Annotated in this window: 20 protein-coding genes; 10 read left to right on the top strand and 10 right to left on the bottom strand. The window is 71.9% G+C overall.

The features are described 5' to 3' along the window. Position 1: 1 nt before the first annotated feature. Genes ABT354_RS02395 through ABT354_RS02410 form a run of 4 tightly spaced genes read right to left on the bottom strand, consistent with a single transcriptional unit; the run spans position 2 to position 9,739 of the window. Positions 2-409 (bottom strand): nuclear transport factor 2 family protein, encoded by a 408-nt coding sequence (locus ABT354_RS02395; protein WP_351487839.1) that lies wholly within the window; start codon positions 407-409, stop codon positions 2-4. Further along, the gene (locus tag ABT354_RS02400; RefSeq protein WP_351487841.1) at positions 406-3,693 is read right to left on the bottom strand and encodes a non-ribosomal peptide synthetase; all 3,288 of its coding nucleotides are present in this window, start codon (positions 3,691-3,693) and stop codon (positions 406-408) included. The genes ABT354_RS02395 and ABT354_RS02400 overlap by 4 nt, the downstream gene beginning before the upstream one ends. Continuing rightward, entirely contained in the window at positions 3,693-7,943 is a 4,251-nt protein-coding gene (locus tag ABT354_RS02405) for a non-ribosomal peptide synthetase (protein ID WP_351487844.1), read from the bottom strand. The genes ABT354_RS02400 and ABT354_RS02405 overlap by 1 nt, the downstream gene beginning before the upstream one ends. Continuing rightward, entirely contained in the window at positions 7,940-9,739 is a 1,800-nt protein-coding gene (locus tag ABT354_RS02410; RefSeq protein WP_351487846.1) for a condensation domain-containing protein, read from the bottom strand. Before ABT354_RS02410 ends, ABT354_RS02405 begins: the two co-directional genes overlap by 4 nt. 439 nt (positions 9,740-10,178) lie before the next feature. On the opposite strand from ABT354_RS02410, the gene ABT354_RS02415 reads away from it, so the two are divergent. From ABT354_RS02415 to ABT354_RS02460, 10 genes are all read left to right on the top strand, one after another. After that, the gene (locus tag ABT354_RS02415) at positions 10,179-11,672 is read left to right on the top strand and encodes an AMP-binding protein (protein WP_351487849.1); all 1,494 of its coding nucleotides are present in this window, start codon (positions 10,179-10,181) and stop codon (positions 11,670-11,672) included. Between the two features lies 1 nt (position 11,673). Then, positions 11,674-11,952 (top strand): acyl carrier protein, encoded by a 279-nt coding sequence (locus ABT354_RS02420; RefSeq protein ID WP_351487851.1) that lies wholly within the window; start codon positions 11,674-11,676, stop codon positions 11,950-11,952. Positions 11,953-11,959: 7 nt separating this feature from the next. Continuing rightward, a complete protein-coding gene (locus ABT354_RS02425; RefSeq protein ID WP_351487853.1) occupies positions 11,960-13,042 on the top strand; it encodes an anthranilate phosphoribosyltransferase in 1,083 nt (360 codons plus the stop codon). Next, complete coding sequence (gene trpA / locus ABT354_RS02430) at positions 13,039-13,875, top strand: tryptophan synthase subunit alpha (protein ID WP_351487855.1); 837 nt, start codon at positions 13,039-13,041, stop codon at positions 13,873-13,875. The genes ABT354_RS02425 and trpA overlap by 4 nt, the downstream gene beginning before the upstream one ends. Further along, positions 13,856-14,230: an ectoine synthase gene (locus ABT354_RS02435; protein ID WP_351487858.1), complete on the top strand. Its 375-nt coding sequence runs from the start codon at positions 13,856-13,858 to the stop codon at positions 14,228-14,230. The genes trpA and ABT354_RS02435 overlap by 20 nt, the downstream gene beginning before the upstream one ends. An 11-nt stretch (positions 14,231-14,241) precedes the next feature. Beyond that, positions 14,242-15,381: an acyl-CoA dehydrogenase family protein gene (locus ABT354_RS02440; protein WP_351487861.1), complete on the top strand. Its 1,140-nt coding sequence runs from the start codon at positions 14,242-14,244 to the stop codon at positions 15,379-15,381. A gap of 98 nt (positions 15,382-15,479) precedes the next feature. Continuing rightward, a complete protein-coding gene (locus tag ABT354_RS02445; protein WP_351487863.1) occupies positions 15,480-16,175 on the top strand; it encodes a phosphoribosylanthranilate isomerase in 696 nt (231 codons plus the stop codon). Then, positions 16,172-16,924, top strand: coding sequence for a beta/alpha barrel domain-containing protein (locus ABT354_RS02450; RefSeq protein ID WP_351487866.1), 753 nt, complete (start codon positions 16,172-16,174; stop codon positions 16,922-16,924). The genes ABT354_RS02445 and ABT354_RS02450 overlap by 4 nt, the downstream gene beginning before the upstream one ends. Then, positions 16,921-17,130: an MbtH family protein gene (locus tag ABT354_RS02455; RefSeq protein WP_351487869.1), complete on the top strand. Its 210-nt coding sequence runs from the start codon at positions 16,921-16,923 to the stop codon at positions 17,128-17,130. The genes ABT354_RS02450 and ABT354_RS02455 overlap by 4 nt, the downstream gene beginning before the upstream one ends. Continuing rightward, the gene (locus ABT354_RS02460; protein ID WP_351487872.1) at positions 17,127-18,296 is read left to right on the top strand and encodes a Glu/Leu/Phe/Val dehydrogenase dimerization domain-containing protein; all 1,170 of its coding nucleotides are present in this window, start codon (positions 17,127-17,129) and stop codon (positions 18,294-18,296) included. Before ABT354_RS02455 ends, ABT354_RS02460 begins: the two co-directional genes overlap by 4 nt. Positions 18,297-18,364: 68 nt before the next feature. Here ABT354_RS02460 and ABT354_RS02465 read toward each other — a convergent pair whose 3' ends face one another. From ABT354_RS02465 to ABT354_RS02490, 6 genes are all read right to left on the bottom strand, one after another. Continuing rightward, positions 18,365-19,147, bottom strand: coding sequence for a sulfite exporter TauE/SafE family protein (locus ABT354_RS02465; RefSeq protein WP_351487874.1), 783 nt, complete (start codon positions 19,145-19,147; stop codon positions 18,365-18,367). A 128-nt stretch (positions 19,148-19,275) separates the two neighbouring features. After that, entirely contained in the window at positions 19,276-19,884 is a 609-nt protein-coding gene (locus ABT354_RS02470; protein WP_351487876.1) for an NAD(P)H-dependent oxidoreductase, read from the bottom strand. Further along, positions 19,881-20,951, bottom strand: coding sequence for an LLM class flavin-dependent oxidoreductase (locus tag ABT354_RS02475; RefSeq protein WP_351487878.1), 1,071 nt, complete (start codon positions 20,949-20,951; stop codon positions 19,881-19,883). The genes ABT354_RS02470 and ABT354_RS02475 overlap by 4 nt, the downstream gene beginning before the upstream one ends. 131 nt (positions 20,952-21,082) lie before the next feature. Beyond that, positions 21,083-21,601: a MarR family winged helix-turn-helix transcriptional regulator gene (locus ABT354_RS02480; RefSeq protein WP_351487881.1), complete on the bottom strand. Its 519-nt coding sequence runs from the start codon at positions 21,599-21,601 to the stop codon at positions 21,083-21,085. Positions 21,602-21,663: 62 nt separating this feature from the next. Continuing rightward, complete coding sequence (locus tag ABT354_RS02485; RefSeq protein ID WP_351487884.1) at positions 21,664-21,828, bottom strand: hypothetical protein; 165 nt, start codon at positions 21,826-21,828, stop codon at positions 21,664-21,666. A 106-nt stretch (positions 21,829-21,934) separates the two neighbouring features. After that, positions 21,935-22,921, bottom strand: coding sequence for a LacI family DNA-binding transcriptional regulator (locus tag ABT354_RS02490; protein WP_351487886.1), 987 nt, complete (start codon positions 22,919-22,921; stop codon positions 21,935-21,937). Positions 22,922-22,980: the final 59 nt, after the last annotated feature.

Here is a 22,980-nt window from a genome sequence, read left to right on the forward strand (position 1 = left end):
CTCAGACCGCCGGGACATGGAAGAAGGTGTCCCGCGACGCGATGTGCCCCTGGGGAGTCAGCCGGAAGAAGTCCGCGAAGCGCAGCTCGACCCGGGCGCCGTCGTGGAGTTCGCCACGGAACAGACCGTGCACCGCGATCTCGTCATCGGCCGCCACCACGGTGGACAGGGTGTGCGTGCCGGTACGGATCACCCGGCGGTCGAGGTAGAAGCGCTCCAGTTCGGCATGGCCGACCATCGGGCGGTAGCCGGGCCGGTGGTACCGCGCGTCCGGGGTGAACAGGGCGACGAGGGCGGGGACGTCCCCGGCGTCGACGAGCCGGTAGTAGCGCCGGACCCGGTCCACCCCCAGCGCCGTGGCGGCCGTGGGGGCAGCGCCGGAGCCGGCGGCCGAGAAGGTGTGGATCATGACGAGGTACTCTCTGTGATCGCTGTCGGAGCCGTGGGAGCCGTGGGAGCCGTCGGTGTTGCCGGTGTTGTCGGTGCTGTGGGCCGCCGGGAGAGAGCCGGTGCCGGCGCGGTCTCCGGGGCGCTGTCGAGCGCTTCGGCCAGGCGTGCGGGTGTGGGCGCCCGGAAGAGCGCGCCCAGGGTGACTTCCCTGCCGAACCTCACCCGTACCCGGTTGATCAGCCGGGTGGCGAGCAACGAGGTCCCGCCCAGGGCGAAGAAGCCGTCATGGCGGTCCACGGGGGCGCGTTGGAGCACCTCCGCGAACAGGGCGCACAGGGCCTGCTCCACCGGGGTACCCGGCCCCTGCCCCTGCCCGGAAGGCGTCGACGCGATGTCCGGGGTGGGCAGCGCGGCTCGGTCGATCTTCCCGTTGGGGGTCAGCGGAAGGGCGTCGAGGGTGACGATCGCCGCCGGCACCATGTAGTCGGGCAGCAGGGCCGCGGCGTACTCCCGTGGCGAGGCCGTGCCAGCAGGCGCGTCCGGGGCCGGCACGATGTAGCCGATCAGACGCTTGCCGCCCGAGGCGCCCGGGACGGCGACCACGGTGGCCTGGGCGACACCGGGATGCCCGGCGAGAACCGCCTCGATCTCCCCCGGCTCGATACGGAAGCCATGGAGCTTGATCTGCTCATCGGCCCGCCCGACGAACTCCAGCGCGCCGTCGGCGTTCCAGCGCACCACATCGTCCGTGCGGTACATCCGTTCACCCGGGCCGCCGAACGGGCAGGGCACGAACCGGTCCGCGGTGAGCCCCGGGCGGTTCGCATAGCCGCGCGCCACCCCGGCACCCGCGATGTACAGCACCCCCGCGACGCCCTGCGGTACCGGTGACAGCGCCGTGTCCAGCACATACACCCGCCTGTTCGCCATCGGAGTGCCGATGGGCACGACATCGGGCACGGTCCGGCCGGGGCTCAGCACCGTGCGTGTGGTGAAGGTGGCGCTCTCGGTCGGGCCGTATCCGGCGACCACCACGGAGTCCGGACAGTGCGCCAGCACCCGCCGTACCGCGTCGGCCGGCACGATGTCCCCACCCGTCCACACCTGGCCGACCGGTGCCAGGGAGCCGGGGGACTCCTCGGCGACGACCCGGAACAGCCCGGCCGTCAGCCAGAGCGCGCTGATCCGGTGATCGGCGATGAGCCGCTGGTAGGCGGCGAGATCCAGCTCGCCGGGCGGGGCCATGACCACCTGGCCCCCATTGAGCAGCGGTACCCACCACTCGAAGGTCGAGGCGTCGAAGGCGTGCGGCGAATGGGCGAGCACCCGCTCGGCGGCCCCGGTCCGCCAGCACTCCTCCGAGGTCATGCTGAGGACATTGCGATGGCTCAGGGCCACCCCCTTCGGGGTGCCCGTGGACCCCGAGGTGTACAGGACACAGACCAGGTCCTCCGGACGCGGCGGCACGACGGGGTCGGCGGTCGGCTCGGCGGCGAGGCCGGGGTCCGTGTCGACGACGACAGCCGGTGTGCCCAGGGCGAGGCCCTGGTCCCGGGTGGCGCGATGGGTGAGCAGCACCGCCGCCCCGGTCCCGTCCATGACCCGGCGCAGGCGGGGCAGCGGCGATCGGGTGTCCAGCGGTACATAGGCGCCGCCCGCCTTGGCGACCGCCAGTACCGCCACCACGACCTCGGGCGAACGCTCCATCAGCACGGCCACCGTGCTCCCGGCGCGGACTCCCATCGCGATCAGCCGGTGGGCCAGCCGGTTGGCACGGGCGTTCAGCTCCGCGTAGGACAGGGTGGTGCCACCGGAGACCACGGCGGGCGCGTCGGGGGTACGGGCGACCCGGGCCGCGAAGGTCTGCGGCACGGTCGTCGGCGGCAGCGGACGGGTGGTGCGGTTGACCGCCACCACCGTGCGGTGCCGTTCCCCGGGGGTGAGGATGTCCACCCGGCCGATCGGCCGGGCCGTGTCGGCGGTGACGAGAGCGTCCAGGAAGCGGAGGAACCGCTCCTGGTGGGCGGTGAGTCCGGCGTCGGAGTAGAGCGCCGGATTGGCGTCGAGGTCGATCCGGGGCGCGGTGCCGTCGGACCGGTCGTAGACGGAGAACGAGAGATCCTCGACCGGTCCGTTGGAGAGATTGTGCGCGGTGGCGCGCAGCCCCGCGAACTCCAGGCGGTAGGGGAACGCCATGATGTTGGCGACGGGGCCGAACCGGACCCGGTCCGACGGGGCCGCCGCGCCCAGCTCCCTGCGGAGATCCTCGCCCCGGTAGCGCTGGTGCTGCCGCAGGGCGCCGATCTCCTCGGCCGTCTGCCGGACGAGTGCGGACAGGTCCAGCTCCGGGTGGACCCGGAGCCGCAGCGGGACCACGTTCGCCACCATGCCGGGGACGGTTCGCCCGGCGGACTCCAGACGCCCGGTCACCGGCAGGCTGAGCACCACGTCCCGCTCGCCGCAGAGACGGTGGAGGTAGGCGGCGATCACCGCGATCACGACCGTGGGCCAGCTCGTTCCGGCGTCCCGTGCGGAACGCCGCAGCGCCGCCATGGTGGGTGCGGACAGGTCGCCCGTACGCCGCAGAAAGCCGTCCGAGGCCACCGCGGACCGGCCGGCGGGGCTGATGGGGTCCGGCCGGCCGGCCATCCGCGCCAGCCAGAACGCCCGGTCCCCCGCCCGCTGTTCCGACCCCTGGTACTCCGCGTCCCGCGCCGAAAGCGAACTCAGCGAACCCGGCGAACCCGGCGAACCCAACGGCTCCAGCCGCCCGGAGGCCGGTCCGCCCCCGCCCGTACCTTCGAGCGGACCCGTACTGTCGACCAGACCCGTATAGATCCTGGCCACCCGGCGTGCGATGAGCGACATGCTGAAACCGTCGGCCACGATGTGATGGACCCGCTGGTACCAGAGGAAGCGGTCCGGCGCGATCTTGAACAGGGCCTGCTGGAAGAGGGGGTCACGGGTGAGTTCGACCGGTGTGGACAGATCGGCGCGCATCCGTTCCCGGGCGGCCCGCGACGGATCGGATGCCGAGGTGAGATCGACGTACCGCATCGACCAGTCGAGCGACGGGACGACGATCTGCCGGGGGCCCTGGGGACCGGCGGTGAGACGCACCCGCAGCGCGTCCGTCTCGTCCACCATCCGCCGCAGCGCCCGCTCGAACAGCTCCACATCGACGGCCCCCGGGATGTCCAGATACTCACCGACGTTGTAGACGGGGCTGCCGGGGCGCAGTTGGTGGGCGAACCAGATGCCCGACTGCGCCGACGACAGCGGTATCTCCGGTCCATCGGTCATCAGAGCTTCCCCCAGGCCGCCGCCAGCGCGTCCGCGAAGGAGCCGACATGGGGCGGTGACAGCATGTCGTGATGGTTGCCGGCCACCTCGACCACGCTCAGTGCCCGCTCGGTGCGCTCCTGCCACAGCGCCGGAACCACCACGGGGCCGGTCAGGGTGGGATGGGTCCCGGTGCTCAGGAACAGATGGATCGGTGTACGGAGCCGTGCCGTGGAGCGATAGCGCGGGACCGCACGGCCGTTGGCGGCGAAGACCCGCACCATGCGCCGCAGCTGCTCGGTCCGCATCCGTGCGGGCAGCCGCTCCTCGGCCTGCGCGTTCCTGAGCAGCAGCGCGATGATGTCCCGCTCGTCGAGGCCGTCGAGATCTTCAGTCGGCACCCCGGAAGCCGTCGCGAAACGGGCGGCCTCGCCGGGGTCATGACCCCCACGTACGCCCATCGAGCCGACCGGGTCCATCGAGCCGACCGGGTCCATCGAGTCGGGCACGCCCATCGAGCCGGGCGCGCCGACGTCGATGATCCCCAGGAACGCCGGTGGCCGCCCCTCCTCCTCCAGCAGACGGGCCATCTCGAAGGCGACCAGCCCGCCGAAGGACCAGCCCGCCAGCAGCCAGGGGCCCTCCGGCAGCACCGCCCGCAGCTCCCGCACATAGCGCTCCGCCTGCTGCTCCACGGTGGCCAGGGGCTGCTCGCCGGTGGTGTGGCCGACGGCCTCCAGGGCGTGGACGGGACGGTCCGCCGGGAGGTGCCCGGCCAGCGGGAGGTAGCAGCACACATCACCGCTCTGCGGATGCACCAGGACCAGGGGGGCCTTGCGCCGGTCGCCCTCCGCCAGCGGGACCAGGAGCCGGGGCGCGGCCGACGCGGCGGGCAGTTCCGCGCACAGGCCCTCGACGGTGGGGTGCCGGAACACCGTGCTGAGCGGTGCCGTGATGCCCAGCTCCCGCCGGATCGCCTCCACCAGCTCGACCGCCCTGAGCGAATGCCCGCCCAGCTCGAAGAAGTTGTCCCGTACGCCGATCCTGGGGGTGTTCAGCACCCGCTCCCAGATCGCGGTCATCCGCAGCTCCAGCGCGTCCCGTGGCGGCAGGACGCCCGCGTCAGGGGCGCGGCGGACGGGAGCGGGCAGGGCGGCCCGGTCCACCTTCCCGTTCGGGGTCAACGGGATCCGGTCGAGTGCGGTGAGCGTCGCGGGCACCATGAACTCCGGCAGGGTCTCGCGCAGGGAGTGCCGCAGGGCCGCCGGATCACCGGGCCGGTCCCGCCACACCACATATCCGGCCAGCTCGGTATCGGTCCCGTCGCCCCGTACCGTCACCACCGCCCGGTCGACACCGGGCCGTGAACAGAGCGCGGCCTCGATCTCGCCGAGTTCGACGCGGTACCCCCGGACCTTCACCTGCTCATCGGTCCGGCCGAGGAAGACCAGGCTGCCGTCGGGCAGATACCGCGCCAGGTCACCGGTCCGGTACAGCCGCCGGCCACTGCGACAGGGGTCGGGTACGAACCGCTCCGCGGTCAGCCCCGGCCGGTTGGCGTAGCCCCGGGTGACACCGGCTCCACCGATATGGATCTCGCCCGGCACGCCGACCGGCACCGGGGACCCGGCCCGGTCCAGCAGGTGGACATGGAGATTGCCGAGCGGCCGGCCGATGGGCACCGATCCCCCCGGCCGGACGAGATCCCGTTCCGCGTCCACCCGGTGGGTGACACAACCGACGGACGCCTCGGTGGGACCGTATCCGTTCCACAGGGTGGAGACCACGCCGAGCAGCCGCCGCGCCAGCCGGGGCCGGAGCGGTTCGCCCACACAGATGGCCTGGAACCGGCCGCCCCGCCAGCCGCTGTCCAGCAGCAGGAGCCAGGTGGCCGGAGTGGCCATCAGCGTGGTGACGCCGAACTCGCGCATCATCCCGGCGAGCCGTGGCCCGTCGACCGCGACCTCCGGCGGGGCGATCACCACACTCGCCCCCCGGGCCAGGGGCATGAAGACCTGGGGCACGAGGACATCGAAGGAGATCGAGGCCACCGAGGCGACCACATCGGCGGGGCCGAGATCCAGCTGCCGGCCGCGGACCGCGAGATAGTTGACCACGCCCGCGTGCGGGACCAGTACGGCCTTGGGGCGGCCGGTGGAACCGGAGGTGTAGATCGAGTAGGCGAGGTTGGCCGGCACCGCGTGGGCCGGGAGCGGCTCGTCGGACCGCTCCGCGATGAGATCGGCCTCGGTGTCCATCCATATGGTCGTGGCGCCGCTCGCCGGGAAGCACCCGGCCGTCGTCCGCTCGGTGAGCCGCCCGGCCGTCGACCGCTCGGTGAGCAGCAGCGGCACCCCGGCGTCGGCGAGCATGAACGCCAGCCGCCGGGGCGGCAGATCGGGGTCGAGCGGCAGATAGGCGGCACCGGACTTGAGTACCGCCAGCAGCGCCACGACCAGGTCGGCCGAGCGCGGCAGACAGACGCCGACCAGCCGCTCGGGGCCCGCCCCCCGCTCCCGCAGATACCGGGCCAGCCGGTTGGCGCCACGGTCCAGCTCCCGATAGGTGAGCCTGTGGCCACCGCACCGGACCGCCACCGCGTCAGGGGTCAGCCGGGCCTGTCGCTCGACCAGCTCATGGACGCAGAGATCCGAGGGAACGGGCTCGTCGGGGGCGCCGGTCCCGTCCGGCAGCCGTTCGCGCTCGCCGTCGGTGAGCAGCTCCAGGCGGGTGACGGGGCGTTCGGGGTCGTGCGACGCGCCGTCCAGCAGCCGCAGATAGTGACCGGCCAGACGTTCCGCGGTGGCCCGGTCGAACAGGTCGGTGTCGAAGGCCACGGTGCCGGTCAGCCCGGTCAGCCCGGTCAGCCCGGTCAGCCCGGTCGGGCCGTTCGGGTCCTCGGCCAGCACCAGACTGAGATCGACCTTGGCGGTGCCGTTGTCGACCTCGATCCGCTCGGCCGCCACCCCCGGGAGCCGTGGTTCGCCGGGGGAGCCGGACAGCGTCGCGAACATCACCTGGAAGAGCGGGTTGCGGTCGAGGCCACGCTCCGGCCGCAGCTCCTGGACCACGCGCTCGAACGGGACGTCCTGGTGGGCGTAGGCGTCCACCGAGGTTTCCCGGACCCGGCCGAGCAGCTCGGAGAAGCTGGGGTCGCCGGCGAGATCGGTCCGGATGACCAGGGTGTTGATGAACGAGCCCACCAGCGGATCCAGCTCCGGCCGGCCGCGGCCCGCGACCGGGGTGCCGACCGCGATATCGGTCTGTCCGCTGTAGCGGGCGAGCAGCGCCTGGAACGCGGCGAGCAGCGTCATGAACAGCGTCGCGCCGTGCCGCCGGCCCACCCGGCGCAAGCGCTCGGTCAGCTCCCCGGGCACCACGAAGGTGATCCGCCCGCCCCGGCCGGAGTGGACCGGTCCGTGTGGCCGGTCGGTGGGCAGGTCCACGGGGGAGACCCCGGAGAGCCGGGTGCTCCAGTGGTCCAGCTGCTCCCGGAGCCGTTCGTCCGTGAGCCGGGTCCGCTGCCAGTGGGCGAAGTCCGCGTACTGGATCGCCAGAGGAGGCAGCCCGTGCTCCCGGCCCGCCAGTCGGCTCCGGTACAGCGCCGACAGATCGTGCCACAGCAGCGGCATCGACCAGCCGTCGACCGCGATGTGATGGACGACCACCACCAGGAAGCAGTCGTCGGTGTCGACCCGTACCAGCGAGGCGCGCAGCAGCGGGGCGGCCGTGAGGTCGAACGGGCGCCGGATCTCGGCGTGGACGATTTCGAGAGCGCGTTCGGTTCTGTGCTCGGCGGGCCGGTCCCGGAGATCGGTCGTGGTCGGTACGAGGGGCCGCGCGGGCGCGACGACGGGGTCGGGCCGCCCGTCCCGCTCGGGGAACACGGTGCGGAGCACTTCGTGCCGGCGGATCAGCTCGGTGAGACTGTCGCCGAGGGCGGCCGTGTCCAGCGGGCCCCGCAGCCGGAAGACCTCGTGGACGTTGTAGGTCGCGGGGGTGTCGAGCAGGCGATCGGCCAGCCACATGCGTTCCTGGGTGAAGGAGACCGCCCGGGCCCCCTCGGGGCGGGGTGGCACCACGGACCCCGTGGTGTCTTTGGCGGTGTTCTCCCGGGCCGCGCGGATCCGCCGGTCGAGCAGGGCCCGTGCGGTGGCCGGTACGGTGTCGGGCCGTGCGGTGGCCGGTACGGTGCCGGTCGGTGCGGTCGCCGGTACGGTGCTGCCGTCGGCCGGTTCGGTGGGCCGGGGGTGACTCTGCCGCTCCGTCATGACCGCCGTCCCTCCCCGGCGGCGGCCGGGACCGCTGCGGAGGGGGCGCCGGTGAGTTCCCCCAGCAGCGCCGCGTCGATACGGTCGGCCAGCTCCGCGACGGTGGGGTGGTGGAAGAGCAGGGCGACGGGGAGTTCGAGGCCGAGCGCCCGGCCGAGCCGGGACATGAGTCTCGACGCCGGCAGGGAGTGCCCGCCCGACGCGAAGAAGTCGCTGTGCACACCGGCCGGCGCGGCGCCGAGGACCTCGGTCCAGACCTCGGTGACGAGGAGTTCGGTCTCGGTGGAGGGCCTGCCGGCCCCGGTGCACGCTGTCCCGGTGTACGAGGTCCCGGTGTACGAGGTCCCGGTCCCGGTGGACGGTGTGGCGGCCTCGGCGGAGGGCGCGCCGGTCTCGGTGGACGGGGTACCGGTCCCGGTGGACGGACCGGGCCCGGCCCGGCCCACCCGTGGGCCGAGGGGTGGCTCCCACTCCGATATCGGCCGCCCGGGAGAGCCGGCGAGATGGTCGAGCAGCGACCGGAAGTCCTGGACGAGCCGATGCGCCGTGCCGTGCGAGAACAGATCGGTGGCATAGCGCAGCACACCGGTGAAGTGATCGCCCCGGTCCGTCAACGAGACCTCGATGTCAAACTTCACCAGCGGGTACGGCACGGGAAGGGCACTCGCCCCGACCCCCGGCAGACCGGCCGGGAGCGCGGGCGGCTCGTCCAGCTGGAACATGACCGTGAACAGCGGGTGCTGTCCCGGATCACGCGCCGGCCGCACCTCCTCCACCAGCCGTTCGAAGGGAACGTCCTGATGGGCGTAGGCGTCCACGGCGACCTGGCGCACCCGCCCGAGCACCTCCGTGAAGGTGGGATCGCCCGACAGATCGGTCCGCAGGACCAGCGTATTGACGAAGAAGCCGATCAGCGGCTCCACCTCGATCCGCGTCCGCCCGGAGATCGGTGTCCCCACCGACACCTCGGGCTCTCCCGAGGAGCGCGCGATCAGGACCTGGAACGCGGCCAGCAGTGTCATGAACGGCGTCATCCCCTGGGCGTGTCCCAGCGCCCGTATCCGATCGGCCGTCCCCGGAGGGATCTCGATGCCGATCTCGTCGCCCCGGCCCGACCACAGGGCGGGCCGGGGCCGGTCCGCGGGGAACGCCGGGCGGCTCGGTCCGGAGAGCTGCTCCCGCCAGTAGGCGAGCTGATCCCGCGGTGCCGCTCCGGTCCCCGAGCCGTGCTGCCAGGCGGCGAAATCCGCGTACTGGACGGGCAGCTCCGCCAAGGTGGCCGCCCGCCCGGTCACGGCGGCCCGATAGACGGCGGAGAACTCCTGCCACAGCACCGACAGGGACCAGCCGTCGGCGGCGATGTGATGGATCACCAGCAGCAACAGATGGTCATCGGCGGTGAGACGGATCAGCCGGGCCCGCAGCATCGGCGCGACCCCGAGGTCGAACGGGGTGGCCATATCGGCGGCCACCAGCTCCCGACCCCGCTCCAGGGCCTGGGCGGGCGGCAGCCCCGTCAGATCGGTGACGGTCGGCACAAAGGTCCCGACCGGCTCCGTGACCTGGTACGGGCTGTCCTCGACCACGACGATCCTGCTGCGCAGCACCTCATGCCGGCGTACGACCTCCGTCAGCGCCGACACCAGCGCCGCTTCGTCCAGCCGGCCCCGCAGCCGGACCGCGGCCGGGACATTCTGATCCGGCCGCCCCGGCCGCAGCCGGTCGAGGAACCACAGCCGTTGCTGGGCGAAGGACAGGAGTGCCGGAGCTTCCATGCGCCGATCAGGGCCAGGCATGAGCAGTTCACCTTTCACAGCGATGGGGAATTTCCGTCGTAGGGAAACCCCGCTGATTCGCTGGTTTCGCGAGCAGTACGGCGGATGCTAGATCGGGTCCGGCGCGCCCGACAAGATCGAGCAGAGCGGCGGGGCGTCAAGAAATCTTTGCGGCGCTCTGACGGCCGGGCCGCTGGAATCGTCGTGTCAACGGGTTAGTCTGCTGGTGTTAGTGCTGGTCAGGCCCGCCCGGTGGGAGTACCGGGAGATGAATCGGCCAAGCGTCGGCGCTATCGTGCGGATCTCGGCTTCGCTGTGCCCACGCACAGCCCCAGGTGCTTTATCTTTTGCCGAGAACTGCTGGGACATCGCTTTCGTGTCAGGCCTTCATGGACAGTGAGATATCCGGGAGAGCCTGTTGCAAGAACTCGGGGAGACCATGATTCCGCAGCGGAATTTGGTGCAATCATTTGTCTCTCACGCCACCGCCTGTCCGGATGATCCGGCGCTGGTCCGGAACGGTGAAGAGACGACCTACGGCGAGCTGCACCGGCTCGCGCACCGGGAGCGCGCCCGGATCACCCGGCTCGCACCCGGCCCGGACGACCCGATCGGCATCCTGGCCGTCAAGTCGCCCTCGGCCATCGCCCAGGTGCTCGCCTGTCTGATGGAGGGACGGCGTTTCCTGCTGGCGTCGCCGCCCTCGGCACAGGGGCCGCCCCAGGGGCCGCCGCAGGGGCTGTTCCGCCGGGCGGGCTGCCGGGAGGTGCTGTCACCGGAGAGCCCTCCCGTACCCCCCGAAGGGCCCTGGCCACCGGTCCGGCCGGGGCGGCCGCGCCAGGTCGGGCCGGCGGACATCTCCTTCATGTTCACCACCTCCGGCTCCACCGGACGGCCCAAGATCGTGCCACTGAGTACCGGCGCCGTGGACCGCTTCACCGACTGGGCCGGCGCGCGGTTCGCCATCCGCCGGGGAACGACCGTCCTCAACTACGCCCCGCTCACCTTCGATCTGTGCCTGCTGGACATCTGGACGACGCTCAAACACGGCGGCCGTGTCGTCCTGGTGGACCCGGACCGGGCCACCCGGGCCGGCCATCTGCTCGATCTCATCGCCCGCCACGGGGTCCAACTCGTCCAGGCGGTGCCGATGTTCTTCCGGCTGCTGATCGACGCGGCGGCCGAGGGCGACCAGCGGCTCGACACGGTCGAGCACGCCATCTTCACCGGCGACAGCCTCCCCGCCCCCTGCCTCGCCGAACTGCCCCGGCTGTTCCGCAACGCCCAGCTGTACAACCTCTACGGCTGCACCGAGACCAATGACAGCTTCCTGTACGAGGTCGACGGCACCGAGCCGACGAGCGGCCCCCTCCCGATCGGCCGTCCGCTGCCCGGGGTCCATGCCGTGATCGTCGGCGCCGACGGCGAGCCGCTGACCGGGCCGGGAACCGGTGAGCTACAGGTCGCGACGCCCTTTCAGACCGATGGCTATCTCGACCCGGAACAGGACGCGGACCGGTTCGCGACCCATCCCGACGGAGCGCGGGAACGCCGCTACTTCCGCAGCGGCGACCTGGTGCGCCGCGCCGGGGACGGCCGGATCACCCTGGTGGGCCGGACCGACCACCAGGTCAAGGTGCGTGGTGTACGGGTCAACACCCAGGAGGTCGAACAGGTGCTGCTGGAGCACCGGGAGGTCACCGAGGCGGCGGTGGTGGCGGTGCCCGATCCGCTGGCCGGCCGGCTGCTCCACTGTGTGGTCCGACGGGACCCGGCCGGCCGGTTGAACAGCCTCGACCTGCGCCGGCACTGTGCCCAGCGGCTTCCCCCCGCCGCGATCCCCTCGGTCATCGGCATCGTGGACGACCCCTTGCCGAGAACCTCCACCGGAAAGATCGACCGCGCGTTCGTCCGGAGCGCCGGCGCCCGCCACCGTGAGACAGAGGAACGCTGATATGCGACACACCCCGGCCGTGACGCGGTTCATCATCGAGGAATTCCTGCCGGACATCGGCGAAGCCGACCTCGACCCCGACTACGACCTGGTGAAGGGCGGGGTCATCGACAGCCTCGGCCTGCTCAAGACGGTGGCCTGGCTGGAGGACCGGTTCGAGCTGCCCGCCGACGAGATCGACCTCGCCCCGGACACCTTCCGCTCCGTCCAGGCGATCAGCGCGTTCATCGAGCGCTCCCAGGGGCACCGGCCCGGGTCCGACGCATCCCGCACGGTGTGATCGGCCCATGCACGATGTGACCAGGGCCCTGCTGACCCGGAACCGCCCCGTCGACCGGCGGATGTGGCGCTCCTTCTGGGACGAGCTGCACAGCGGCGGCCTCCAGCCCGGCGAGACGGTGGCGCTGCTGGCCTCGCTCGCCACCCGTGGGCCCGATCCCGATACCCTGGGCGGGTTGCTGCGTTCGCTGGACGAGCGCCGGCCGGCGACCGTGGCACAGCCGGCGGGGACCGTCAATATCGTCGGCACCGGCGGCGGGCCCAGGACCTTCAACATCTCCACCGCGTCGGCCTTCGTCGCCGCCGCGATGGGTGTCCGCGTGGTCAAGACGGGTTCGCGCGCCCATACGGGCACCTGCGGCTCCTTCGATCTGCTCGAACACCTCGGGATCGGCCTGACCACCTCGTACGGGCAGACCGAAGCCGTACTGGAGCGCTTCGGCATCGCCTTCCCCGGGCACTTCGTGTACCCGCGCGAGCTGACCTCGCTGGCCCGGAGCATCCTCCCGATGGAGCTGCGGACGCTCGGCGGATTCCTCAACGGAATCGGGCCGTTCCTGGCCGCGATGCCGGTCTCCTGCCAGCTCGTGGGCGTCTCGGACCCTTCGCTGCTGCGGAGCCTGCGAGGCCTGGCCGCCCAGGTCACCGACAGAAGGATCTGGCTGTGCGCCAATGAGCTGGGGGTGGATGAGCTGGTCGGCTCGGTCGACAATGTCATCCACACCTATGACCACACCTATGACCCCGCAGGCACGGGCGGCGGCGGCACCGGTGAGATCCGGCTGCGCGCCGGCGCCCTGGTGCCCGCCTCCGGCGCGATCACCGAGCTGCGGCCGGCCGACGCGAAGGCAGAGGTGGTCGAGCACTTCCTCGGCGTACTCTCCGGAAGGGGTACGGGCCTCGCCACCGGAACCGTCTGTCTGAACGCCGCCGCGCTGGCGGTCGCGAGCGGTCACGGCGGTCAGTGGACCTGGACCGGGGCCGTCGCGGCGGCCGGGGAGGCGCTGCGCGGAGGCGCCGCACTCGACCTCGTCCACCGCCTCCGTGCGCAGCCGGCCCACCGCCCGATCGACACGGTGAGCCCGCGATGAGCGGGTTCTTCGCACGGCGGGCGCCGAACCGGCCCGGACTGGCGATGTTCCTCCACGCCGGAGACCCGCCCCTGCCCGTCCTCGCCGACCTGCTGCGGATGCTCGACGACTGCCGGGTGGACTGCCTGGAGCTGGCGGTGCCCTTTCCCGACTCCGTCACCGATGGACCCGTCAACCGCCGATCGGCGCGACGGGCCCTGGCCCAGGGGACCGGGCTCACGGAGGTGCTCGACTTCCTCGCCGGAATCCGGCCGCACCTGCGCCATCTGCGCATCGCGCTGCTGGCCGACTGGAGCCACACGGTGAGACCCCTGACGGTGCCCGGCTTCGTCCGCCGGGTCGCCGACTCCGGTGCCGATGGACTGCTGGTGCACGGCCTGCCGCCGCGCCTGCGGGCGGGCTGTCGCGAGGCGGTACGGACGGCCGGGCTGCCCATGGTGACGACCTGCTACGCCACCTCGGCGGCCGAGGTGAAGGCCGAGGCCGCCGAGCACGCCTCCGCCTATCTGTATCTGGTGGCCCACTACGGCCGCAGCGGCGGAGCGCTCACCACCGGCCGCCCCGAGCTGGCCGCCGCCGTGGCCGAGTTGCGGAGGGCGACCACCGCACCGATCGCCGTCGGATTCGGTGTGCGGTCACGGGCCGAGATCGATCTGCTGTACGACCTCGGCGCCGATGCCGCGGTCGTGGGCAGCGCCGGAGTGGCCCGGATCGAGCGGGCCCTCGCCGAACACACCGATGTGACCGACGCGTTCCATGAATTCGTCCGCACCCTTGTGCCGTATCCACCGAACCGGGCAGGAGATCCACCGCATGATTGTCCGACGTCTTGACGAGGTGACCACCGTCGACTGGGGCAATGGGCTCAGCCGCAGGTTTCTGCTCGCATCCGATGGCATGGGCTATTCGATGACGGACACCACGGTACGGGCCGGAACGACGTCACGGCTGGAGTACCGGCGCCATCTGGAGGCCTGTTACTGCATCCAGGGAACGGGCGAGGTGGTGGATGCCGACGGCACAGCGCACCCGATCGAGCCCGGTACCTTCTACGCCCTCGATCAGCACGACGCCCATTTCCTGATAGCGGGGGAGCGGGAGGACCTCCGCCTGGTGTGTGTGTTCTCACCCGCACTGAGCGGTGGGGAATGCCACAGCCTGGACTCGGCCGAGTTCAGCCAGTACTGACAGGACTGACATTGATCACGTGGAATGCCGACCAGCAAGCCTTGCGCCGGGGTATCGGCCGCTGGTCCGAGAAGCTCAGCAGGGGCCATATCGAGCGGGACGCCGAACGGGTATTCCCCCGGGACCAGTGGAAGATCGTCCAGGAGTCGGGCATTCTGGGTCTGCCGTTCGAGGAGCGGTGGGGCGGGCTCGGACAGTCCCTGCTCACCACCATGTATGTACTCGAAGAACTGGGCGCGGGATGCCGTGACGGCGGACTGAACTTCTCGGTCGCCACCCATATGGTCAGCTCCGGAATTCCCCTGCAAAAGTTCGGTTCGGAGGCGCTCAAGGAGCGGTACCTGCCGGGGATCTGTTCGGGTCAGACGATCGGCGCACACGCGATCACCGAGACCGGGAGCGGTTCCGACGCCCTGGCCATGCGCACCACGGCGACCCGCGAGCACGATACGTTCGTGCTGCGGGGCAGCAAGTCCTTTGTCACCAATGGACCGGTGGCCGATGTCTTCGTGGTCTACGCCCGGACCCATCCGGACGGCGGGCCGCTCGGCATCACCGCCTTCGCCGTCGACCGGGACACCCCAGGGCTCTCCGTCGGATCGCCCATCGCCACCATGGGGCTGCGTACCTCGCCCCTCGGTGAACTGCACTTCGACGCATGCAGAATTCCCGTATCCGCGGTGATCGGCCGGATCGGCTCCGGCTTCCTCATCATGGAACAGGTGATGAAATGGGAGATTCTCTGCTCTTTCATCATCACGGCCGGGCAGATGCGGAACCGCCTCGACCGGTGTGTCGCATACGCCAAGGCGCGCCATCAGTTCGGCAGTCCGATCGGCTCGTACCAGTCGATCTCCAACAAGATCGTGGACATGAGGATCGGCCTGGACACCACTCGGAAATGGCTCTACGACACGGCGGAGCGGCTGACCGCGGGCGAGAACGTCACCACGGACATCGCCATCGCCAAGCTCCTCGCCGGGGAGAGCAACCTCGCCTCCGCGCTGGCGGCCGTGCAGATCTTCGGCGGCAGCGGATATCTGACCGAGTACGGCCTGGAGAAAGATCTGCGTGACGCGGTGGCCGGCCCGATCTACTCGGGCACCTCGGAGATCCAGCGCAACCGCGTCGCGTCGATGCTGGGACTGTGATCCCCGATGCGGGACCTCCGATGCCGGGAGCTCCGATGCCGGGATCGCTCATGCCGCCGGTGCCGCCGATGCCGGGACCTCCGAAATTGGTGCCTCCGATGCTGGTGAAGATCTGCGGAGTCACCACGCCCGGGGACATGGAGCCGCTGGGCAGGGCCGGAGCCGACCTGGTCGGCCTCTGGCACGGTGTGCCAGGGGGCCATGCGGACCTGCCGACCCACGACCTGGCGCCCTTGGCCGCGGCCGCCCATCGGGTGCCGGGCCTCCGGCCGGTGCTCGTCACCTTCCTCCAGGACGCCGGGGCGCTGCGCACGGTGCTGGCCGGGGCGGGGGTGCGCTGGGTCCAGCTGCACGGCTACCAGCCGCCCGGCATGGTCCGCGCGCTGAAGAGCGCCGGGGAGTTCACCGTGGTCAAGGTGGTCCACCTCGACGCGGGCGGATGCGTGGAGCGGCCCCTGATCGCCGCGTACGAACGGGCGGGGACGGACCTCTTCCTGCTGGACACGGTCGCCCGGGACGGCCGGATCGGCAGCACCGGGCAGCCACCGGACCCCGGAGCGGTCCTGGCCATAGCGGACCGTCTGTCGCGGCCGTTCCTGCTCGCCGGGGGAGTCTCGGACCGCGACCGGGGGGACCGCCGGGCCGTGGGGGACCATCCCCTCTTCCGGGGGATCGATGTGGACACGGCGGCCAGGGACCCCGGCGGCCGGCTGCGGGCCGGCCGGGTCAGGGCCGTGAGCCGGAGCTGGCGGACGCCGCACGGCACCGGGGACGGCAGCGGGGCGACCCGGTGACGGGCCGGTTCACCGAGGCGCTGCTGGGCGCCCGCCGACCGGTGATCATGGAGCTGAAGCGGCAGGACGCCGAGGGCCGGAGCCTGTTCGGCGACCGATCCGTCGCCCGTATCGTCACCGAGTACCAGGACGCCGGCGCACCGTGCCTCTCCGTGGTGACCGGGCGCTGGTTCGGCGGCACCCGGGAACTGCTGCGCGAAGTCATGGCGCGGACCCACCTCCCCGTACTGCTGAAGGACTTCATCATCCGCCGGAGCCAGCTGGAGGAGGCCCACCGGGCCGGCGTCTCCGCCGTCCTGCTCACCGCCTCGGTGCTGCCCCGCTCCACCCTGGACACCCTGGTCGACCACAGCCTGCGGCTCGGTCTGACCCCCTTTGTCGAGGTGGCCTCCGAGGCGGAGATCGGCCGGGTGCCCCGCGCCGGGGAGTGCCTGATCGCGGTGAACAACAAGGACATCGCCACCCGCGAGCACGGCGCGGGCGACACCGGGCGAAGCGTGTCACTCCTGCCCGCCGTGGTGGGCACCGGCACCCGGTGCGCGGTGAGCGCCGGCGGGATCCACCGCCCGGACGACGCCGCCCGGCTGCTCCGGGAGGGCTTCTCCGGCCTGCTCATCGGGACAGGACTGCTGCGCGCCGACAGCCTGCCGGAGTGGCTGGACGTTTTCGACCGCTGCCGGGAAACGGCGCCATCCGTCCGCCGCCCCGGCGGACCACACGACCACGGACATCTGGAGGGAACGATATGACCGGCGAAGCAAGGGAAGAGTGGAAGGTCGTCGTCAACGACGAGGAGCAGTACTCGATCTGGTCCGCCGACCGCGAGTCACCGGCCGGCTGGTACGAGGTCGGCATCCGGGGTGCGAAGGACGAGTGCCTCGCACATATCGAAGAGGTGTGGACCGATATGCGTCCCCTGAGTCTCCGGACCGCCTCGGAAACAGGTGTCCGGTGAACCGGGCACCCGCCCGGCCCGGCGCCGTCGGGGTGGCCCGGCCGACGCTCTCCACCACGGTGGACCTGCCGGGGTCCGGGGCACGGGGCTGGGTGGTCGTCGACTCCCTGGTCGACGGGCTGGCCATGGGGGGCACCAGGATGACCCCGACGGTGACCGAGCGGGAGCTGACCGCCCTCGCCAGGGCCATGACCCACAAACTGGCCCTGGTCGGACTCCCCATCGGCGGCGCCAAGGCCGGTATCGCACCCGGTCCGGGGGCCACCGCCGAGCGGCACACGGTGCTGCGGGCGTTCGGCCGTGCCACGGCGCCGTTGCTGCACGGCGGGGTGTATCTGGGCTGCGACCAGGGCACCACCTACGCCGACCGCCATATGGTCTTCGAGGCCGCCGGATACGACGTCACCCGCCGGCCCGGTGCGACCCGCCTCACCGTCGGCTGGGGCGAACTGTGGGACCACATGGCCGACATCACCGGATACGGGGTGGCCGTCGCAGTGCTCGGCGCCCTGCGCGCCGCCGGCACCCGGGCCCCGCAGCGCGTCGTCGTCCAGGGCTTCGGCACCGTCGGGAGAGCGGTCGCCCATCATCTGGCCGCCCGGGGCCACCGGGTGGTGGCGGTGGCCGATGTGCGCGGCACCGTCGAGGACCCGCGCGGACTGCCCGTCGCCGAACTCATCGCACACACCGGCGGCGACGGAACGATCGACCGGACACGGCTGCCCACGGCGGTGCGGGTCCATGGGCCCGGCCGGGCCTGGCTGGCCGTCGACGCCGATGTGCTGGTACTGGCGGCATCCCCGGCCGCGGTCGACGAGGAGGCGGTGCCCGGGGTCCGTGCCGGACTGGTGGTCGAGGGCGGCAACCTGAGCTGTACCGGCCCGGCCCGCCGGCTGCTGCGCGAGTCCGGCCACACCGTACTGCCGGATGTGGTCGTCAATGTCGGCGGCGCGGCGGCGACCGGCTGTGTGCTCGCCGGGCTGGCTCCGTCCGATCTGCCGCTTCCGCGACTGTCGGCATGGCTGCGCGCATGGGTCGCCGACAGGATCACCGCGAACGGCGAGCTGGTGCAGGAGTTGAGCGCCTCGGGCAGCATCGATCCGGTCGCCGAGCTGCTCACCTCCCGCGGCGCTCGACGGCCGTCACCGGTCGGCGCCGGGCACTGACGTCGCTGCCGCACACGGACGGCTGGGCCGGACGCCGACGGCCGGGCCGGGTGGGCCGCTGTTCCTCATCAGCGCAGGGTCTGTACGGCGTACATCGCACCGATCGCGGTCGCGAGGCCCCCGAGCAGGAGCCTGAGCGCGGTTTCGGGAAGGCGGGGCTGGAGGCGGGCGCCGAGGTAGCCGCCGATCAGTCCGCCGAGGCCGCAGGCCAGGCCCAGGAACCAGTCCGGTGCGATGTCCCCGCCCCCGGCCAGGGAGAGCAGCGCGAAGGTGGCGGCGCCGACGATCGAGGTGGCGAAGGTCGCGGCGAGGGCCGCCGGTGCGACACGGGAGACCGGCATGCCCCGGCCGACGAGGACCGGGCCGAGGAGGGAGCCGCCGCCGATGCCGTAGATCCCGCCGACCACCCCTACGGCGACGGCGAGGCCGGTGACCGTCCGCGCGGACGGCTCGGCGGCGGCCCGCTCCCGTACCGGCCGCAGCGTACGGGCGCACAGCCACAGGCCCAGCGGGAGCAGCAGCCCGGCGATGAGAAGACGGAAGACGGCGGGGCCGGGGAGGGCGAAGACCCGGATGACGGCGCCGATGACGACCCCGGGGAGAGTGCCCAGGACCAGGCGCCGGGTGAGGGGGCCGCGCAGCGCACCGGTCCGCCGGTGCCGCCACAGGGCACCGGGTCCGGCGACGACATTGAAGAGGAGATTCGTCGGGGTGACCGCCGGGTTGGGCACGGCGAACACGCTCAGCTGGACCGGGAGCAGGAACACCGCACCCGACACACCGACCGGTGCGGTCACCACCGCTATCAGCAGACCGGCGGTCAGCCCGCCCAGCCCCAGCCACCAGTCCACCCCTGCCCCCGCCCCGGAATCGTGGGGCCAGTATCAGCCCGTCCGTCCCCGGTTCGGCCGCTCGGCAATGCGGTGTTCATGAAATGCGAGGGTCAGGAGGTTCCTCGTCCCGCCCCTGCCCCTGCCCCTCACACGACCGTGACCGCGACCGTGACCGCGCCTGTGGCCCCGGAGGCACTGGCCCGGTCGCGGACCTCGGCCAGTGCGCGGGCCACGGGGACGACGTCGGCGGTCGCCATCTCGATCCGCTCGTACACCTCCGGGTTGAGGATGGTGGTGCCGTCGAAGTCACCGGAGCTGAGATAGATCCCGGCCGGTGCGGTCCATGCCTGGAGGAAGCCGAAGAGCGGGCGCAGCGCGTGCTCGATGACCAGGGCATGGCGCTCGGTACCACCGGTGGCGGCGAGCAGGACCGGCTTGGCGGCCAGCGCGTACTGGCCGACGAGGTCGAAGAAGTGCTTGAACAGCCCGGGGTAGGACCCCCGGAAGACCGGCGTCGCCGCGATGACCAGGTCCGCCTCCTCCACCGCCCGCAGCGCCTCCTCGACGGCGCCGCCGGCCGACTCACGGTCGGGGGTGGTGGGCAGCTGTGCTCCCAGGGAGTGCAGTTCGATCAGCCGCCCGCTGATGTCGGCCCGCTCGGCGAGGGTGCCGAGGATCAGCTCGGCGAGGGCGGTCGTCTTCGAGGGGGTGCTCGGGCTGCCGACGACGGCGACGACCTTCAGCGGGGCGGTCATGACGTCGCCTCCGTCCGGCTCCCGCCACGGGCCGCGATCTCCCGGCGGACGACCGGCGCCACCTCGGTGCCGAGCAGCTCGATCGCCTTCATCATCTCCTTCTGCGGCACATCGCCGAAGCCGAGCTGGATCATCATCCGGTCGTGTCCGAAGACCTCGTGCTGGGTGAGGATCTTGTCGATGACCTCCTGGGTGCTGCCGAGGAAGAACGCGCCGGCGGGGGAGGACTGCGCCTCGTACGCCCGCTTCGGCATGGGGACGCCCTGGCCGCGCTGATGGTGGTTGGCCATCCACCCGGCCTGGAAGTACGGGTGGGAGACCTCGATGGCCTCACGGTGGGTCGCGGCGACAAAGCCGGGGGAGTTGACGGAGACCTTCAGCGTGGCGGGGTCATGGCCGTGCTCGGCGGCGGTCCGGCGGTACAGCTCCACGAAGGGGGCGAACTGATGGTAGTTCCCGCCGATGATCGCGAGCGAGAGCGGCAATCCGAGGCGTCCGGCGCGGACGACCGAGGCGGGGGTGCCGCCGACCGCGACCCACACCGGGATCTCCCGGTCGGGGCGGGGCGTGATGTCACCGGCCCGGAGCGGGGGCCGCAGGGAGCCCTCCCAGGTGATCGGGTTCTCCGCGCGCAGCTTCAGCAGCAGCTCCAGCTTCTCGGCGAAGAGCCGGTGGTAGTCGTCGAGGTCATGGCCGAAGAGCGGGAAGGACTCGATGTAGGAGCCCCGGCCCGCGATGATCTCCGCCCGGCCGCCGGAGAGCAGATCGAGGGTGGCGAACTGCTGGAACACCCGGACCGGGTCGTCCGAGCTGAGGACGGTCACGGCGCTGGAGAGCCGGATGTCCCGGGTGTGCTCCGCCATGGCCGCGAGGACGACCGCGGGGGCGGAGACGGCGAAGTCCGTACGGTGGTGCTCACCCACGGCGAAGACATCGAGCCCCGCCTCGTCGGCGGCCTTCGCCTGCTCCACCAGTTCCCGCAGCCGGACCCCGGGAGCCGGAGGGCGGCCGGTGGAGGGGTCGGGTGTCAGTTCACCGAAATGGTAGATGCCCAGTTCAAAGGCCATGGCACTTGCTCTTTCGACGTCATGTACTTGATTGCACAACGAACAACATGAAGAGCTGGGGGTGGTATTCCACGCCGTGCGCGAAGGGGTCCGCTCAGATGGTGGCGGTCACTCCAGGTGACCGTCAGGGGTCAGCAGGTGGTGGCGCGCTCGTCGAAGCCGAGCGTGCTCCAGATGTCGGCGAGGGAGTCGAGCTGCTCGTCGGTGAGCCGGTCGAGGAACTCGGCCCGCAGCTGGGTGAGGTGCACCGTGCGGGCGCGGCGGTAGGTCCTGCGTCCCGCCCCGGTGAGGACGGCGTCGAAGCCGCGGGCGTCGCTGGGGCAGCGTTCCCTGCTCACCAGGTCCTTGCGCTCCAGATCGTCCACGATCCGGGTGAGACCGCTGCGGCTGATCAGGAGGGCGGCGGCGATGTCCTTCATCCGGAGCCGGCCCCCGGGCGCCTCGGCCAGGGTGAGCAGCACCTCGAACGAGGACATCGAGAGCCCGGCCTCGGCGACCAGCTCGGTGTCGAGGGTGCGCAGCAGCTTGAGGTGGGTGGAGAGGAAGCCGAGCCAGACGGCGCGTTCGGTGCTGCTCAGGGCGCGGGAGGGAGAGCCGGAGCGCCCTTCGGCCGCGGCGGCCTGCCCGGTGGTGCGGGTGGTCAGGCTCATGGCGCCCTCCGTTTGTTCGTTCCGCAACGAATGATACGGGGCGGCCTGCTCAGGCGGTCGGCTCAGGCGACCGGCTCGGCCGGTGTGCCGCGGTGCCGTTCCCGGGTCGTCCGCAGGGCGGCGACCTCCTGGTCGACATCCGTAGGCGCACGGTCGAGATACCTGAGCCGCACCCGGTTGCCGTGGTCGCCCTGGGTGCCACGACAGTCTCCGGCCCGAACCAGCACCGCTGGAACGCGGGTTGAGCCCCATCCGGACCGGTGGCGTCTCCGCGCCGGGAGGGTCGGGCGCGGAGAACGGACGCGGGAACCGGGGCGTCGCCGTGACCGGCCGTCAGGACTCCTCGGTCGAGGCGCGGACGACAAGCCGGGGCGGGAACCGCTCGACCCGCTCCGCCCGCTCCTTGACGGGCGCCTGAAGCAGCGTCAGCCCGCGCTCCGCCATCGCGGACAGCGGATGCCGGATGGAAGTGATGGGCGGGTCCAGGAGCTTGAGCATCTCGGTGTCGTCGAACCCGGTGACGGCGATCTGCCGGGGCACGGCCACCGACGAGCGGTGCAATGTGCTCACCAGCCCCACCGCGAGGACATCCGCTCCGCAGACGACCGCGTCGACCCGGTCGCCCTGTTCGATGATGCGACGCCCCGCCGTCCGTCCTGCGTCGGTGGTGAAGCTGGGCAGCAGGATGGTGGTGGCGTCGGGCCCCTGCGCCTCGGTGAAGGCGGCCAGCCGTTCGGCTCCCGAGGACGACGCCTGATCGGCGACGAGCGCGATCCGGTGCCTCCCCATCCCCTTCAGGTGATCGAGGAGAAGCCGGACCGCGGACGCGTTGTCGAGGGTGACCGCGACGGTGCCGGAATCCCTGGCCCATCGGTCGAAGAGGACGACAGGACGGCGCCGGGCGGCATCGCGGATGGCGGGACCGGACGCGTCGGCCGATACGGGCACCACGAACAGGCCGTCCACCCGCCCACTGAGCAGGGTGTCGATCTGCTCGGCCTCGATCGCGGTGTCGTTGGCGGCGTCGGAGACCACGAGCGTGCCGCCGGCGGCACGCACCCGCTGGGCGATGGCTTCGGCGAGTTGGACGAAGTAGGGGTTGGCGAGCGTGGGGAGGACGACGCCGATGGTGCCGGTCGCGCCGGTGCGCAGCGCCCGTGCCGAGTGGTTCGGCTGGTAGCCGAGCCGATGGGCGGCGTCCTCGACACGGCGCGCCAGTTCGGGGTCGACGTTGCGCTGCGTCCCGGCGAGCACACGTGAGGCCGTCGCGCGGGAGACGCCGGCGGCCTCGGCCACGTCGATGAGTCGGGGCGCTGTCACGTAGGTGGTGTCCTTCTCGGTCGGTGGGTTAGGTCGTCTCTTTCGGATCTTGCTGGGCT

Source organism: Streptomyces sp. NPDC000594 (assembly GCF_040299965.1).
Classification (GTDB): Bacteria; Actinomycetota; Actinomycetes; order Streptomycetales; family Streptomycetaceae; genus Streptomyces.